Here is a 12,972-nt window from a genome sequence, read left to right as displayed (position 1 = left end):
CGTACACCGATGACCGCCGCGTCACGCGCGCCGGCGAGCCGGCGGCGCTGGACGGAGAACCCACATCTGTGGTTCTGGATCTTCGTCGGCCCTTTCGTGCTGGGCCTGCTGGTCTTCGTGCTGATCCCGATCGGGTGGAGCGTGTGGCTGAGCTTCTACGAGGCGCGCAACACGGTGACGCCAACGAGGTTCGTCGGGCTGGACAACTACCGGCACATGCTCGGGGACTCGGCGTTCCGGTCGAGCCTCAAGACGTTCGTGGTGTTCGCCGCGTTCATCGTCCCGGTGACCTTCGCGATGGCGCTCGGCCTTGCCGTCCTGGTCAACACCGCGCGCCGGGGCAAGAGCTTCTTCCGGTCGGTGTTCTTCCTGCCGACGGCATGCTCGTACGTCGTCGCGGCCATGATCTGGCGTGACTCGATGTTCTCGGGCGTCAGCTCGGGCCTGGTCAACACGGTGCTCGGCTGGTTCGGTGCGGAGCCGATCGCGTGGCTGTCGGTGGTGCAGCCGCCGTGGTACTGGCTGGTGATCACGACGGCGCGGCTGTGGCTGCAGGTCGGCTTCTTCATGGTGCTCTTCCTCGCGGCGCTGCAGCGCATCCCCAAGGGCCTCTACGAAGCGGCCGCGCTGGACGGTGCGACCGGGTGGAAGGCCTTCCGCTACATCACCTTCCCCCAGCTCAAGGCAACCTCGACCGCGGTGCTGATGTTGTTGCTGGTCAACGCTTTTCAGGCGTTCGACGAGTTCTACAACCTGATGTCGACCACGGGCGGCTACCCGCCGTACGCCCGCCCGCCGCTGGTCTACCTCTACTACACCGCTCTCGGCGACGTGCAGGACTTCGGCAACGGCAGCGCGGGCGCTGTCATCCTCACGCTGATCATCGCGGCGTTCGCGCTGCTGCAGGGTCGGCTGACCGGTCTCGGAAGGCGTGAGGCCTGATGGCCACGACGGTGACAGGGCCGCGGCGCCGGCGACGCGGCGTACGACCGGGTTCAGTGGTTCGGTACGCCGTTCTCGCGGCTCTCGCGCTGATCTTCCTGGTGCCGTTCTACCTGCTCGTGCGCAATGCCCTCTCGACCGAGCAGGAGATCACCCGCATCGATGGGTGGACCTGGTTCCCGTCGTCCCCGCAGTGGGGCAACCTGTCCGAGGTCTTCGACAGCACCTCGGTGCCGCTGGCGCGCAGCATGGTCAACTCGCTGCTCATCGCGGTGACCCAGACGGTCGGCGTGCTCATCGTCTCGGGGATGGCGGGCTACGGCCTGGCGCGCAGCACGGTGCGCTACGCGAACGCCGTGTTCTACATCGTCCTCGCGACGCTGCTCATCCCGGCGGCCGTGACGTTCGTGCCGACCTTCGTGATGGTGTCCTCGCTCGGCTGGGTCTCCACGCTGCGCGGGCTGATCGTGCCGGGTCTGTTCCAGGCACTGGCGACGTTCTTGTTCCGGCAGTACTTCCTCGGGTTCCCCAAGGAGCTGGAGGAGGCCGCGCAGATCGACGGGGCCGGTCCGTGGAAGACGTTCTGGCGCATCGTGGTCCCGAACTCGTGGGGCTTCGCGGCCGCGGTCGCCACCATCACGTTCATCGGCTCGTGGAACGCCTTCCTCTGGCCCCTGGTGATCGGCCAGGACCAGTCGTCGTGGACCGTGCAGATCGCGCTGTCGACCTACGTCACGGCGCAGTCGGTCAACCTGCACGGCATGTTCATGGCGGCCATCGTCTCGATGGTGCCGCTGCTGCTGATGTTCTTGTTCCTGCAGCGCTGGATCGTGGCAGGCGTCGAGCAGACCGGCATCAACGAATAGGTCGCCCGACGGTGATCCCGGCCAGGACCAGCACGAGACCGATGACCTGCAGGAGGCTGAGTGACTCGGCGGCGATCGCGGTCCCGAGCAGTACGCCGGTCACCGGGTTGAGGAGCCCGATGAGACCGACCGTGCCCGCGTCGAGATGACGCAACCCGGCGAACCACGCGACGAAGGCCAGCGCGGTCGCGACCACGATCACGTAGCCGAAGCCGGCGACCGCGGGTGCGTCGAGGGCAGGAGGCGCGCCTTCCACCATGACGGCGACGGGCAGCAGCATCAGACCGCCGGCCACCAGCTGCCAGGCGGTCAGGGACAAGAGGTCGATGCCGTCGCTCCACCGCTTGGCCAGCACGTAGCCGAACGAGGACATGACCATCGCCGCGACCGAGGCGAGGACGCCACGCAAGTCGACCGACGTCGTACCGGCTGAGAGCAGCAGGCAGACTCCGGCGATCCCGACGCCTGCGCCGAGCAGCTGGCGGAGCTGAGGGCGTACCGAGAGCAGCAGCCACGCGAACAGCATCATCACGACCGGTGAGGTGGCCATGATGGTCGACGCCAGGCTGGTGGGCAGCAGCTGGGCCGACACATAGATCAGCGCGAAGAACGCGCCCATGTTGAGCGTGCCGAGGACCAGCGACCGCCACCACCACGAACCGTGGGGGAGCGCCGGCCGCACGGCGAGCAGCAGCAGGCCGGCGGGAAGGGCTCGGATCGCGGCGCCGTACAGCGGCTGATCCGCAGGCAGGAACTCATGGGTGACGTAGTAGTTGGAGCCCCAGGCGACTGGAGCGACGGCAGTCACGAGTCCCCATCGCCAGGTTGCTTCCACATCAGGCAGAATACCTTCCCAGGAAGGTATTCTGCGACCATGAGCGAGAGCCTCGACCATGTCGCCCGTATCCAGGCCGAGTGGGCCCGCGAACGTCCTGATGTGGATGTCTCCCCACAGGGCGTGATCGGGCGGCTGCACCGGTTGTCCGGGCACCTGACCGAGCAGCTGTGCGTGGTCTACCGGCGGCACGGCCTGGCCGAGGGAGAGTTCGATGTGCTGGCCGCGCTGCGCCGTGCGGGTGCGCCCTACGAACGCGCGCCCGGCGAGCTGGCCCAGTTCACGATGGTCACCACGGGAGCCATGACCAAGCGCATCGACCGGCTCGAACGCGGTGGTCTGGTGACGCGCCGCCGCAGCACTGCGGATGGACGTGGACGCGTGGTGGCCCTCACGGCTGCGGGCCGGAGGCTGATCGACACGGCGTTCGCCGAGCACATGGCCAATGAGCGTCGGCTGCTCGCCGGTCTCAGCGACGGGCAGGCCGTCCAGCTCGAGGCACTGCTGACCGACTGGCTGGCCGAGTTCGAGACTCCGCGGTGAGCTCGCGCGCCGGTGTGGAGTCGGCGACGGACAACGCATAGCGTCATCGGGGTGAGCAACTCCTCGGTCGCGCCCCCACAGGCCAAGCAGGTTCCGGTTGTCCGGGAGCACCACGGCGACCGGTTCGTCGATCCGTACGAGTGGCTCCGGGACGGCGAGGACCCGGAAGTCATTGCGCACCTGGAGGCGGAGAATGCCTTCACCGAGGCGCAGACCGAGCACCTGAAGCCGCTCACCGAGCGGGTCTACACCGAGATGCGCTCACGGATCCGCGAGACCGACCTGAGCGTGCCAGTACGCATGGGGGGGTGGTGGTACTACAGTCGCACCAGGGAGGGCGAGCAGTACGAGATCCACTGCCGGGCTCCGTACGACGCCGCTCAGCCTCGGCCGATGCCGGCGCCCGAGGAGTCGGTCGTCGGCGAGCAGGTCTTGCTCGACACCAACGCCGAGGCGCGCGGGCAGGAGTTCTACGAGCTGGGCGACCTGGAGGTGAGTGTCGACAGCACCCGGCTGGCTCTGTCGTACGACGTCCGTGGCGACGAGCGCTACGACCTCGAGGTGCGCGACATCGCCACTGGCGAGGTCGTCGACGATGCCGTCCGCGAGATCGGCGGCGGTCTGGTGTGGTCGCGGTCCGGCGATCACCTCTTCTACACGCGGCGTGACGACGCCTGGCGGGCTCATCAGGTCTGGCGGCACCGCCTCGGCACGCCCACGGCCGAGGACGAGCTCGTGCTGCAGGAGGACGACGAGCTCTTCTCGCTCGTCGTCGAGACCTCACGGGACGAGCGTTGGCTGGTCGTGCACGCCGAGTCACGGACGACCACTGAGGCTTCCTTGCTCGACCTGGACGACCCGACCGGCGCCTTGCGAGTCGTGGAGCCCCGGACGCCCGGTCTGGACTACAGCATCGAGGCCGATGGTGACCGAGTTCTGGTGACCCACAACGCTTCTCGCGTCGACTTCGACCTCGCTTGGGCCGATATCAGCGCTCCCGGCCGTGAGCACTGGCAGCCACTCCTGACGGGTGCCGACGGCGATCGGATCATCGCGGCGCACACGTTCGAGACCTACATCGCGGTCTCGATGCGCCATGGCGGGCTCCCTGTCGTTCGGGTCCTGTCCAAGGACCAGGGCGCCTATGGGGAGCCGGTGGATGTCGCGACCGACGGCGAGCTGAGCCGCGTCGCGGTCGGGTCCAACCCGGCGTACGACACCGACGTCCTGCAGGTCGTCATCGAGTCGCTCCTGACGCCTTGGGCGGTCTACGACCTCGACCCGGTCACGCAGGAGCGGACCCTGTTGAAGCAGCGTGAGGTGCCCGGCTACCAGCCTGAGAACTACGTCGAGGAGCGGCTCTGGGTGACGGCGCGGGACGGCGCCAAGGTGCCGATGTCCTTGGTGCACCACCGCTCCGTCGTGGCTGATGGGACCGCCGCCGGCTTCATCTACGGGTACGGCTCCTACGAGGTCTCGATCGACCCCTACTTCTCAGCACTGCGGCTGTCCATGCTCGATCGGGGCCTCGTCTATGCCATTGCGCATGTCCGTGGTGGAGGTGAGATGGGGCGCGGCTGGTACGACGAGGGCAAGCTGCTCGCCAAGAAGGCCACGTTCACGGACTTCATCGACTGCTCCAAGGCCCTAGTCGAGACCGGTTGGGTGGCGCCGGATCGCCTTGTGGCAGAAGGCGGTTCGGCCGGCGGGCTGCTGATCGGCGCCGTCATCAACGACGCGCCCGAGCTCTACCGAGCGGTCCACGCGGCGGTGCCGTTCGTCGATGCGCTCACCACGATCCTCGACCCGTCGCTGCCGTTGACTGTGGGGGAGTGGGAGGAGTGGGGCAACCCGCTCAAGGACCCTGAGGTCTACGCGTACATGAAGTCCTACACGCCGTACGAGAACGTTCGCCCGGCGCGCTATCCGGCGGTCCTCGCGACCACGAGTCTCAATGACACGCGCGTGTTCTTCGTCGAGCCGGCGAAGTGGGTGCAGGTGCTGCGCTCGACCGTCACCGATCAGGACGAGCGTCCGGTCCTGCTGCGCACCGAGATGGCGGCCGGACACGGCGGACAGAGCGGGAGGTACGACGCGTGGCGCCAGGCGGCGTTCGAGACGGCTTTCCTGCTGGACGCGGTCGACGCTACGGAGCCGTTGGGCGGGGCCTGACCTGCCCGTCAGGGGAGCCGACCGATAGCCACCTCGTCCGGCAGGTGTCCGGACACGAGAGCTTCGGTCAGGTGACCGACGTCCCCGATCGAGACGACGCGTACATCGTCGGTCGGGGTGACCGCGACATGGGTGACCGCCGTGCCGGGCAGACCGCTCTCGACGGCGCCCGGGTAGCGGTGCTCGAGCTGGCGGTCTCCGACGAGATCTCGCAGCAGGTCGACCGTGGCCCCGCTGTGGGTCACCAGCACGGCCGGGCCATGCTCCGCACGACGTGCCGCGCTGCGCATCACCCGGATCATCCGCTCCGCCGTCGCCAGGGAGGAGTCGCCGATCCGCGGCCGGAACGCCCGGTCGCGGCACGACTGCCTCCAGTCGGAGAGGAACTCCTCCTCGGGCAGCTCGTCGGGACCGGGCCAGCTGCTGCGCTCTCGCAGCTCGTCGACGACGGTGGCGTCCAAGCCGGTGGCCGCTCCGATCACGTCGGCCGTCCGGACCGCCCGGAGGCGCGGTGAGGTCAGCAGGAGCACGGGACGAGCACTGACCAGCCGTTCGGCGAGGGCATCCGCCTGCTGGCAGCCGCGCTCGGTGAGGTCGGGGTCACCGGACTCAGCGCACTTCTCCGCGTGTTGGATGATCAGGACGTCGGCGGTCATGCGGTACCCCCAAGGTCTGCGTCTCAGCGAGCGATGATCACCGGACACTCGGAGTGCGCCAGGGCGCTGTAGGCGACTCGGCCGAGACACAGTCCGGGGAACCCTCCGGAGCCACGGGCGCCGACCACGAGGACGTCACTGCTGTGTGACTCGTTGACCAGGATCTTGGCCGGGTTGCCGCGGGTGACCTCGGTGCGGACCTTGACGTCCGGGTAGCGCCGCTGCTGCGCGGCAACGCGCTGACTGATGATGTCGGTGCACCGGGTCGCGTAGTCCGTCCAGCTCGCGTCACGAGCCAGCCCGGGATCCTTGGCATCACGTGGCTGCCAGGCGTGCACGACAACGAGCTCGGCATCGAGCCGGTCGGCCTGGTCGAACGCCCACGCCAGGGTCGGGTTGTCGACCACGTCGACGCCCACGGTCACTCGTCCGAACGATCCCGTCGCATGGGCGTCCTGACGGATCACGGCCACCGGTGATGCGGCATGCGATGCGACCTGGACAGCAGTGGCTCCGAGGCTGCCGAAGTGAGCCAGACTCTCGCCGTGGGAGCCCATGACTACGAGCTGGGCTTGCTCTGAGGCCCGAATCAGGGGTGCGGCCGGGAACGACTCCGGATGGGATGTGCTGACGTGAATAGCCTTGTCGCGCAGCTGAACTCGAGCACGTGCCCTGCCGAGCAGCTGCTCGCCGGCATGTCGGGCGGAGTCGTACGTGGAGCCCATGCCCCACTCGACGTCTGCCAGGTCGGGGCTGTATGCGGTGATGAGGTGCAGTGGTGCGTGGAGGTTCTGAGCCTGTGCAGTCGCCCAGTCGAGGGCGGCCAGACTCGCGCCTGAGGAGTCGATGCCGACCACGATGCTGCCCGGGTGAACGGTGCCTTCCATGGTGACCTTCCTAGCGGTCTCATGGCGGCGGGGGACGTCGAGCGCTCGGCGTCGACCGTCGTCTCAGGTCCGTGTGACCTGATCCTCTGATCGTAGAACTGCACGCTGAAAAGTCACTGACCATCGACTGCACGTGTCGTGAAAATCTCGGGCTCTGGTCAGGGGGAGGCGAGCGCCTCACGCAGGCGGGCGGCGTACGACGCCTGCTCGCCCTCGGCGTACTTGTGCCGCGGCCAGAAGAACCCGCGCAGCCCGTCACCCTTCGTGCGGGGCACGACGTGGCAATGCAGGTGCGCCACGCTCTGGGAGACCACGTTGTTCATCGCGACGAAGGTGCCCTGTGACTCCAGGGCCGCAGGCATGCGTGCACTGATGCGCTGGACCTCGATGAAGTAGGGCTGGACCTGCTCTGGTGGCAGGTCGGCCAGCGTGACGATGTGCTCCCGCGGGACCACCAGGACGTGGCCCTTGAAGACCGGCCGGGTGTCGAGGAAGGCGACGGTCGTCTCGGTCTCGTGCACGATCTCGGCGGGGATCGTCGCAGCGACGATGTCGCAGAAGATGCAGGTGGTCACGCGTGAAAGGCCTTCCGGCTCATGAGGACTCGCGGTCGCGCGCAGTGCGGCGCAACCCGCTCGCCATCAGCCTACGGATCAGCTCACGGCCGGTGACGGCGACGGCACCCGAGGCGAGCGCGGTGTCGTACAGCCGCTGGGGCACGTCGTAGTGATCCTCGTCGAACAGCCGGCGGGGGAGCCCGATGACCTCGGCGACACCGTGCAGCTCATCGAGCGACTCATCGCTGACCAAGTGGGACCAGACGGTGCCGTAGCCCGGCCAGATCGGTGGATCGATGAGGACAGTCATGCGCTCAGCGTGCCACTACGCAATGATGCGGCAGTGCTGAGCAGACTGAACCAGGCCGTACGCGCGCGACCGGAGCGGGCGGCGTACGTCGCTCTCGCCGCCGCGACCACCGTGACCGGAGCGTTGGAGAACCATCGCTGGCAGGCTTTCGTGAAGACGCCGCTGGTACCGATGCTGCAGGTCGGCCTGCTGCGCCGGGCCGGTGCCGCACAACCAGCGGGACTTGCGGCGCTGCTGGTGGCGACGACCGGGGCGGCGGTCGGCGACTGGTTCATGCTGGAGTCCGGCCGGGCAGCCGATGCCGGCGAGCAGCGTCGGCTGCTGCGGATCGGAGCGTCGGCGTTCGGGGTGCAGCAGGCGGGCTACATCGCGTTGCTGGCTCGAGCGGGCTACCGGCCGACCCGGCGGACGGTGCTGCCGGTGGCGGCAGGTCTGGCCGGTCTGGCGGTGCTCGACTCCGCGGAGACGCGACAACCTGATCCGATCGTGACGGCCTACGGGCTGCTGCTCGGCACGATGACCGCCTTCGCGACGGGCGGTCGGCCAGGCGCCCGTGGCATGCGTCATCGGATCTCCGCCGGCGGCGCTGCGTTCTTCGCATCCGACGCCACGATCATGATCCGCGAGCACCTGCTGCACGGACGCCGTACGCGGGCCGTTGCCGAGGCGTTCGTGCTCGTCTCCTACACCGCTGCCCAGGCAGCACTCGTGGACGGGCTCGAGCAGACCATCGCCCGCGAGTCTCGTTAGAGCACAACGTTATTGGCGGCGTGCGCTCGACATGAAGATCGGCACCGCGACCATCAGAGTGCCCGTGGATGCGCGAGCATGCTGGTCGGCCAGCCATGCGTCGACTGCCTCGCCAGTGATGGCGCTTGGTCGGGATGTGGTCGAAGCGAGGCCGGCGAGCACTGAGAGGGCGGTCGCGTTGTCGAGCAGGTGGGTGAAGACCTCCAGCTCGATGTCCACGAAGCCATGACGGCTGAAGAGGTCGCGCAGAGCTCGCGCCGACCGCGGCGAAGGAACTGAGCGTGCTCGAGACAGCACCAAGGCACGGGTCAGGTCCGGGTCCTCAGCATCGATAATCATCGACTCCCAGTCCTGGCCGACCGCTACGGCGCGTCGGCCACGCCGCAGGACCCGATGCATCTCGGTCATGGCCCGCGCCGGATCGACCAGGTTGTGCAGCACCTTGTCGATGCGCACACCATCGACGCTCTGGTCCTCGAACGGCAGGTCCTCGGCGTACCCCGTGACGAATGTCGCTCCCGGGAACCGTTGCCGTGCAGCGGACAGCATCGTCGGGTCGGGGTCGACGCCAACCGCGGCGTGGCCCCGAGATGCCAGCTCGGCCACCGCCCGACCCGCGCCAGAGCCCACGTCGATGACTCGGTCGCCGCTCGTCAAGGCGAGCGCGTCGTACGACCGTTGGCGCAAGCGGGTCGCCGCCGGCTGACGGTCAAGGGCATCGAGGCGGTCCAGGAGGGTCGACATGGCTCATACGGTGCGCCTTAATGTCGACATGAGGTCAAGGACCGGGAGTCTCTCCATCGGGATCGTCGCAGCGCGCGCGGGAGTCCAGGCGCACGTGCTGCGGCACTGGGAGTCTGTCGGCCTGCTCGCGCCCGACCGCGATGCCGGTGGACGGCGGGTCTACCAGGATGCGGATCTCGTGCGCATCGCGCTGATCCAGCGGGGCAAGGCCACTGGGCTTGGACTACCTGCGATCCGCGCGTTGACCCAGGCCGGCCGGGTGGCCGAGCGCAGCGAGGTGCTACGTCGGCAGATCGCGATGCAGGAGGCACAGATCCGGGAGCTGACGAAGTCGGCCGCGCTGCTGCGGTGTGCCGCCGGCTGCACGCATGACGATCCATCGCAGTGCGCCCACGTGCGGGCTGTCCTTGATGCTCCGCTCGACGAGGCAGGGCGGCTGGGGTGACTGCGTACGATCGCGGGCATGGACTTCGACCGGTACACCGTCGTGCTGCTGGTGACTCCCGACAACCCGCCGCAGCTCTCAGATGACGAGGCCGGCCGTCTGCAGGACGCACACCTGGCTCACCTCGCCGCGCTGCACGACCAAGGCGTACTGCTTGCCGCCGGCCCGCTGACCGACTCGAGCGCACAGCGGTACTACCGAGGCCTGTCGATCCTGCGCTGCGAGCCCGAGGAGGCGCTGCGGCTCAAGGGTGAGGACCCGGCCGTACAAGCCGGTGTCTTCGAGCTGGTCGCGATGCCCTGGATGCTGCCGGCCGGCGCCATCAGCTTCACGCCGACCACGTTCCCCCGCTCGACCGACGACGTCTAAGGACTGCATCGCATCACGGGCAATGTGTTAAGTTTTCTGCAATAAATTAACATGTTGTTCCGAAGGGTCAAAGGACCTGACACGTGACCAGAAGCCCCGACATTCCGTTCAACGACCTGCCGCCCTTGCCGCCTGCTGACTTCGAGCTCGAACCCAAGGTTGTGCTGAAGGCCACGATCGAAGCACGAACCGCGCTAGCCACGTTGGCTCAAGCTGGGCAGTTCCTACCCAACGCAAACGTCCTCATCCAGGCCCTTCCGTTACTCGAAGCTCAGGCGAGCTCGGAGATCGAGAACATCGTCACCACCGCGGACGAGCTGTTCAAGCGCGCCGACCTGGGTGGCGGAGATCATGCGACGAAGGAAGCGCTGCGCTACCGAGGCGCTCTGCTCGCAGGGGTCGATTCGATCCGGCGTCGCCCCCTTACCGCCGAGACCGCGGCGATGATCTGCTCCCAGCTCCAGGGCAGGGAGATGACAGTGCGAGCAGTGCCGGGCACTCGCATCGCGAACCCTGCGACGCGTGAGACTGTCTACGCGCCGCCGGAAGGGGTCGGCCTCATTCGGGAGAAGCTCTCGGACTGGGAGCGTTTCGTGCACGCCGAGGACGATCTCGACCCTCTCGTGAGGATGGCCCTGGCTCACTACCAGTTCGAAGCCATCCACCCGTTCCACGACGGCAACGGTCGCACCGGACGCGTCATCAACATCCTGATGCTGATCGAGGCGCGTCTTCTGGACGACCCGATTCTTTACCTATCGAGAGCGATCATTGCCCGCAAGAACGACTACTACCGCCTCCTGCGCGCCGTGACGGCCGAGGGAGCCTGGATCGAGTGGGTCCTGTACATGCTTGAGGTTGTTCGCGAGTCTGCTACATCGACAACTCGCAAGATCGACTCGATTCGTACCTGCCAGGACGACATCGCAGAGCGCGCTCGGGCCGCAACCATAGGCGGCCGTGATGCGCAGTTCCTCGCAGTGCTCTTCGAGCAGCCATACAGCCGGATCAGCACGGTCGTCGAGCGTTGCGGAGTCTCGCGACAGACCGCCTCGAGCTGGCTACATGCGCTGGTCGACGCGGGTCTGCTGAACGACGTCAAGATCGGTCGCGAGCGTCTCTTCGTCAACCACGAGTTCCTGGACGTCCTGACACGCCCCGAATGACATCGGCCGAGAGCCCGGGAACCGTTTGCATGATCCGCGGCACCGCTACGCCTCGGCCTGCGACAACGAGGTCCCAGTCCGTCGTCCTGCCAACGACAGATGCCTCGCTTCTTCGAGGATGTCTCCCGTGGAGGAGAGTCACCTACGAAGATGCGAGGCATCTGGTCAGTCAGAACTCAGATGTCGTATCTGACGACGACATCTTGCGGGGCTCGGCTTCGGCCGGCGGCTGCTCCTTCGTCGCGGCGCCGCCAACCTCCGCCTCACTCCTCAGATGTCGTAGTACATCTCGAACTCGTGCGGGTGCGGACGGAAGCGCAGCGGGTCGACCTCGTTGGTCCGCTTGTAGTCGATCCACGTCGAGATCAGGTCCTCGGTGAACACGTCGCCCTCGGTGAGGTAGTCGTGGTCGGCCTCGAGCGCGTCCAGCACTGCGGGCAGCGAGCCCGGGACCTGCGCGATGGACTCGTGCTCCTCCGGCGGCAGCTCGTAGAGGTCCTTGTCGACCGGCTCCGGGGGCTCGATGCGGTTCTTGATGCCGTCCAGGCCGGCCATCAGCTGAGCCGCGAAGCACAGGTACGGGTTGGACGACGGGTCCGGCACGCGGAACTCGACGCGCTTGGCCTTCGGCGAGGAGCCCGTGATCGGGATGCGCACGCACGCCGAGCGGTTGCGGGCCGAGTAGACCAGGTTGACCGGCGCCTCGTAGCCCGGCACCAGCCGGTGGTAGGAGTTCATCGTCGGGTTGGTGAACGCCAGCAGCGACGGGGCGTGCTTCAGCAGACCACCGATGTACCAGCGGGCGATGTCCGAGAGACCGCCGTAACCCTTCTCGTCATAGAAGAGGGGCTCGCCGTCCTTCCAGAGCGACTGGTGGGTGTGCATACCCGAGCCGTTGTCACCGAAGAGCGGCTTCGGCATGAAGGTCGCCGACTTGCCCTCCGCGAACGCCTGGTTCTTGATGACGTACTTGAACTTCATGACGTCGTCGCCCGAGGCGAGCAGGGTGTCGAACTTGTAGTTGATCTCCTGCTGGCCCGCGGTGCCCACCTCGTGGTGCGCGCGCTCGACCTGGAGGCCGACCTCGGCCAGCTTCAGGACCATCTCGTCGCGGATGTCGGCGAAGTGGTCGACCGGCGGGACAGGGAAGTAGCCACCCTTGTAGCGGGTCTTGTAGCCCTGGTTGCCACCCTCCTCCTCGCGGCCGGTGTTCCACGCAGCCTCGACGGAGTCGATGTAGTAGTAGCTCGCGTTCTGCTTCGTCTCGAACCGCACGTCGTCAAAGACGTAGAACTCCGCCTCGGCACCGAAGTAGGCGGTGTCAGCGATGCCCGTGGACTTGAGGTAGGCCTCGGCCTTGGCCGCGATGTTGCGCGGGTCGCGGCTGTAGGCCTCGCCCGTGAACGGGTCGACGATGGAGAAGTTGATGATCAGCGTCTTGTGCTTGCGGAACGGGTCGAGGTACGCCGTCGTCGGGTCCGGGATGAGCTTCATGTCCGACTCGTGAATGGCCTGGAATCCGCGAATCGATGAGCCGTCGAACATCGCGCCGTTCTCGAAGGCGTCTGCGTCGAACGTCTCGGCGGGGACGTTGAAGTGCTGCATCACGCCCGGCAGGTCGCAGAAGCGGACATCGACGAACTTCACGCCTTCGTCCTTGATGAACTTCAGGACCTCATCAGCGCTGGTGAACATGAAACCTCCTGGTTGGGTGCGCGCCGTCGAACCGG

The 12,972-nt window shown here is 67.2% G+C and carries 15 protein-coding genes; 8 read left to right on the top strand and 7 right to left on the bottom strand.

Translation table 11 applies throughout. From position 1 onward, the window contains the following. Window positions 1-9 precede the first annotated feature (9 nt). Together VV02_RS17220 and VV02_RS17215 are read left to right on the top strand one after the other, a co-directional pair. Window positions 10-942, top strand: a complete 933-nt coding sequence (locus VV02_RS17220; RefSeq protein ID WP_052593445.1) for a carbohydrate ABC transporter permease — start codon at window positions 10-12, stop codon at window positions 940-942. Beyond that, on the top strand, window positions 942-1,808 hold the full coding sequence (locus VV02_RS17215; RefSeq protein WP_052593443.1) for a carbohydrate ABC transporter permease: 867 nt from the start codon (window positions 942-944) through the stop codon (window positions 1,806-1,808). The genes VV02_RS17220 and VV02_RS17215 overlap by 1 nt, the downstream gene beginning before the upstream one ends. On the opposite strand, the gene VV02_RS17210 is transcribed toward VV02_RS17215, so the two are convergent. Next, entirely contained in the window at window positions 1,798-2,643 is an 846-nt protein-coding gene (locus VV02_RS17210; RefSeq protein WP_052593441.1) for an EamA family transporter, read from the bottom strand. The genes VV02_RS17215 and VV02_RS17210 overlap by 11 nt on opposite strands. 39 nt (window positions 2,644-2,682) lie before the next feature. Between VV02_RS17210 and VV02_RS17205 the strand changes: the two genes are divergently transcribed. Further along, the gene (locus VV02_RS17205) at window positions 2,683-3,186 is read left to right on the top strand and encodes a MarR family winged helix-turn-helix transcriptional regulator (RefSeq protein ID WP_052593439.1); all 504 of its coding nucleotides are present in this window, start codon (window positions 2,683-2,685) and stop codon (window positions 3,184-3,186) included. Window positions 3,187-3,237: 51 nt separating this feature from the next. Then, window positions 3,238-5,358: a S9 family peptidase gene (locus VV02_RS17200; protein WP_157063437.1), complete on the top strand. Its 2,121-nt coding sequence runs from the start codon at window positions 3,238-3,240 to the stop codon at window positions 5,356-5,358. 8 nt (window positions 5,359-5,366) lie between these two features. On the opposite strand, the gene VV02_RS17195 is transcribed toward VV02_RS17200, so the two are convergent. The 4 genes from VV02_RS17195 to VV02_RS17180 all read right to left on the bottom strand — a co-directional run bounded on the left by VV02_RS17195 (window position 5,367) and on the right by VV02_RS17180 (window position 7,768). Next, window positions 5,367-6,014 (bottom strand): histidine phosphatase family protein, encoded by a 648-nt coding sequence (locus tag VV02_RS17195; RefSeq protein ID WP_052593437.1) that lies wholly within the window; start codon window positions 6,012-6,014, stop codon window positions 5,367-5,369. Between the two features lie 23 nt (window positions 6,015-6,037). Next, window positions 6,038-6,901 carry a universal stress protein gene (locus VV02_RS17190; protein ID WP_052593436.1) on the bottom strand — a complete coding sequence of 288 codons (864 nt, stop codon included), beginning with the start codon at window positions 6,899-6,901 and terminating at the stop codon, window positions 6,038-6,040. A 158-nt stretch (window positions 6,902-7,059) separates the two neighbouring features. Further along, complete coding sequence (locus VV02_RS17185; RefSeq protein ID WP_052593434.1) at window positions 7,060-7,476, bottom strand: HIT family protein; 417 nt, start codon at window positions 7,474-7,476, stop codon at window positions 7,060-7,062. 19 nt (window positions 7,477-7,495) lie between these two features. Then, the gene (locus VV02_RS17180; protein WP_052593432.1) at window positions 7,496-7,768 is read right to left on the bottom strand and encodes a DUF4031 domain-containing protein; all 273 of its coding nucleotides are present in this window, start codon (window positions 7,766-7,768) and stop codon (window positions 7,496-7,498) included. A gap of 33 nt (window positions 7,769-7,801) precedes the next feature. Between VV02_RS17180 and VV02_RS17175 the strand changes: the two genes are divergently transcribed. Beyond that, window positions 7,802-8,518, top strand: coding sequence for a lysoplasmalogenase family protein (locus tag VV02_RS17175; RefSeq protein WP_052593430.1), 717 nt, complete (start codon window positions 7,802-7,804; stop codon window positions 8,516-8,518). Between the two features lie 9 nt (window positions 8,519-8,527). Here the strand turns inward: VV02_RS17175 and VV02_RS17170 are convergent, their stop codons facing one another. Beyond that, window positions 8,528-9,262 (bottom strand): methyltransferase domain-containing protein, encoded by a 735-nt coding sequence (locus VV02_RS17170; RefSeq protein ID WP_052593429.1) that lies wholly within the window; start codon window positions 9,260-9,262, stop codon window positions 8,528-8,530. Window positions 9,263-9,290: 28 nt separating this feature from the next. Between VV02_RS17170 and VV02_RS17165 the strand changes: the two genes are divergently transcribed. From VV02_RS17165 to VV02_RS17155, 3 genes are all read left to right on the top strand, one after another. Further along, a complete protein-coding gene (locus tag VV02_RS17165; protein ID WP_052597178.1) occupies window positions 9,291-9,707 on the top strand; it encodes a MerR family transcriptional regulator in 417 nt (138 codons plus the stop codon). Window positions 9,708-9,725: 18 nt separating this feature from the next. Then, window positions 9,726-10,076 (top strand): YciI family protein, encoded by a 351-nt coding sequence (locus tag VV02_RS17160; RefSeq protein ID WP_052593427.1) that lies wholly within the window; start codon window positions 9,726-9,728, stop codon window positions 10,074-10,076. An 83-nt stretch (window positions 10,077-10,159) separates the two neighbouring features. After that, window positions 10,160-11,242, top strand: coding sequence for a Fic family protein (locus tag VV02_RS17155; RefSeq protein WP_052593424.1), 1,083 nt, complete (start codon window positions 10,160-10,162; stop codon window positions 11,240-11,242). 270 nt (window positions 11,243-11,512) lie between these two features. Here VV02_RS17155 and glnA read toward each other — a convergent pair whose 3' ends face one another. Further along, window positions 11,513-12,937, bottom strand: coding sequence for a type I glutamate--ammonia ligase (gene glnA, locus VV02_RS17150; RefSeq protein ID WP_052593422.1), 1,425 nt, complete (start codon window positions 12,935-12,937; stop codon window positions 11,513-11,515). Window positions 12,938-12,972: the final 35 nt, after the last annotated feature.

It is taken from the genome of Luteipulveratus mongoliensis, assembly GCF_001190945.1.
Taxonomy (GTDB): Bacteria; Actinomycetota; Actinomycetes; order Actinomycetales; family Dermatophilaceae; genus Luteipulveratus; species Luteipulveratus mongoliensis.
This window is presented reverse-complemented; position numbering and strand designations above follow the sequence as displayed.

Bases quoted from the DNA above. Each gene is read 5' to 3' on its own strand.
- VV02_RS17190 (WP_052593436.1), bottom strand. From the start codon at position 6,901: ATGGAAGGCACCGTTCACCCGGGCAGCATCGTGGTCGGCATCGACTCC.
- VV02_RS17165 (WP_052597178.1), top strand. From the start codon at position 9,291: ATGAGGTCAAGGACCGGGAGTCTCTCCATCGGGATCGTCGCAGCGCGC.
- glnA (WP_052593422.1), bottom strand. From the start codon at position 12,937: ATGTTCACCAGCGCTGATGAGGTCCTGAAGTTCATCAAGGACGAAGGC.
- VV02_RS17195 (WP_052593437.1), bottom strand. From the start codon at position 6,014: ATGACCGCCGACGTCCTGATCATCCAACACGCGGAGAAGTGCGCTGAG.
- VV02_RS17205 (WP_052593439.1), top strand. From the start codon at position 2,683: ATGAGCGAGAGCCTCGACCATGTCGCCCGTATCCAGGCCGAGTGGGCC.
- VV02_RS17220 (WP_052593445.1), top strand. From the start codon at position 10: ATGACCGCCGCGTCACGCGCGCCGGCGAGCCGGCGGCGCTGGACGGAG.
- VV02_RS17180 (WP_052593432.1), bottom strand. From the start codon at position 7,768: ATGACTGTCCTCATCGATCCACCGATCTGGCCGGGCTACGGCACCGTC.
- VV02_RS17215 (WP_052593443.1), top strand. From the start codon at position 942: ATGGCCACGACGGTGACAGGGCCGCGGCGCCGGCGACGCGGCGTACGA.
- VV02_RS17170 (WP_052593429.1), bottom strand. From the start codon at position 9,262: ATGTCGACCCTCCTGGACCGCCTCGATGCCCTTGACCGTCAGCCGGCG.
- VV02_RS17160 (WP_052593427.1), top strand. From the start codon at position 9,726: ATGGACTTCGACCGGTACACCGTCGTGCTGCTGGTGACTCCCGACAAC.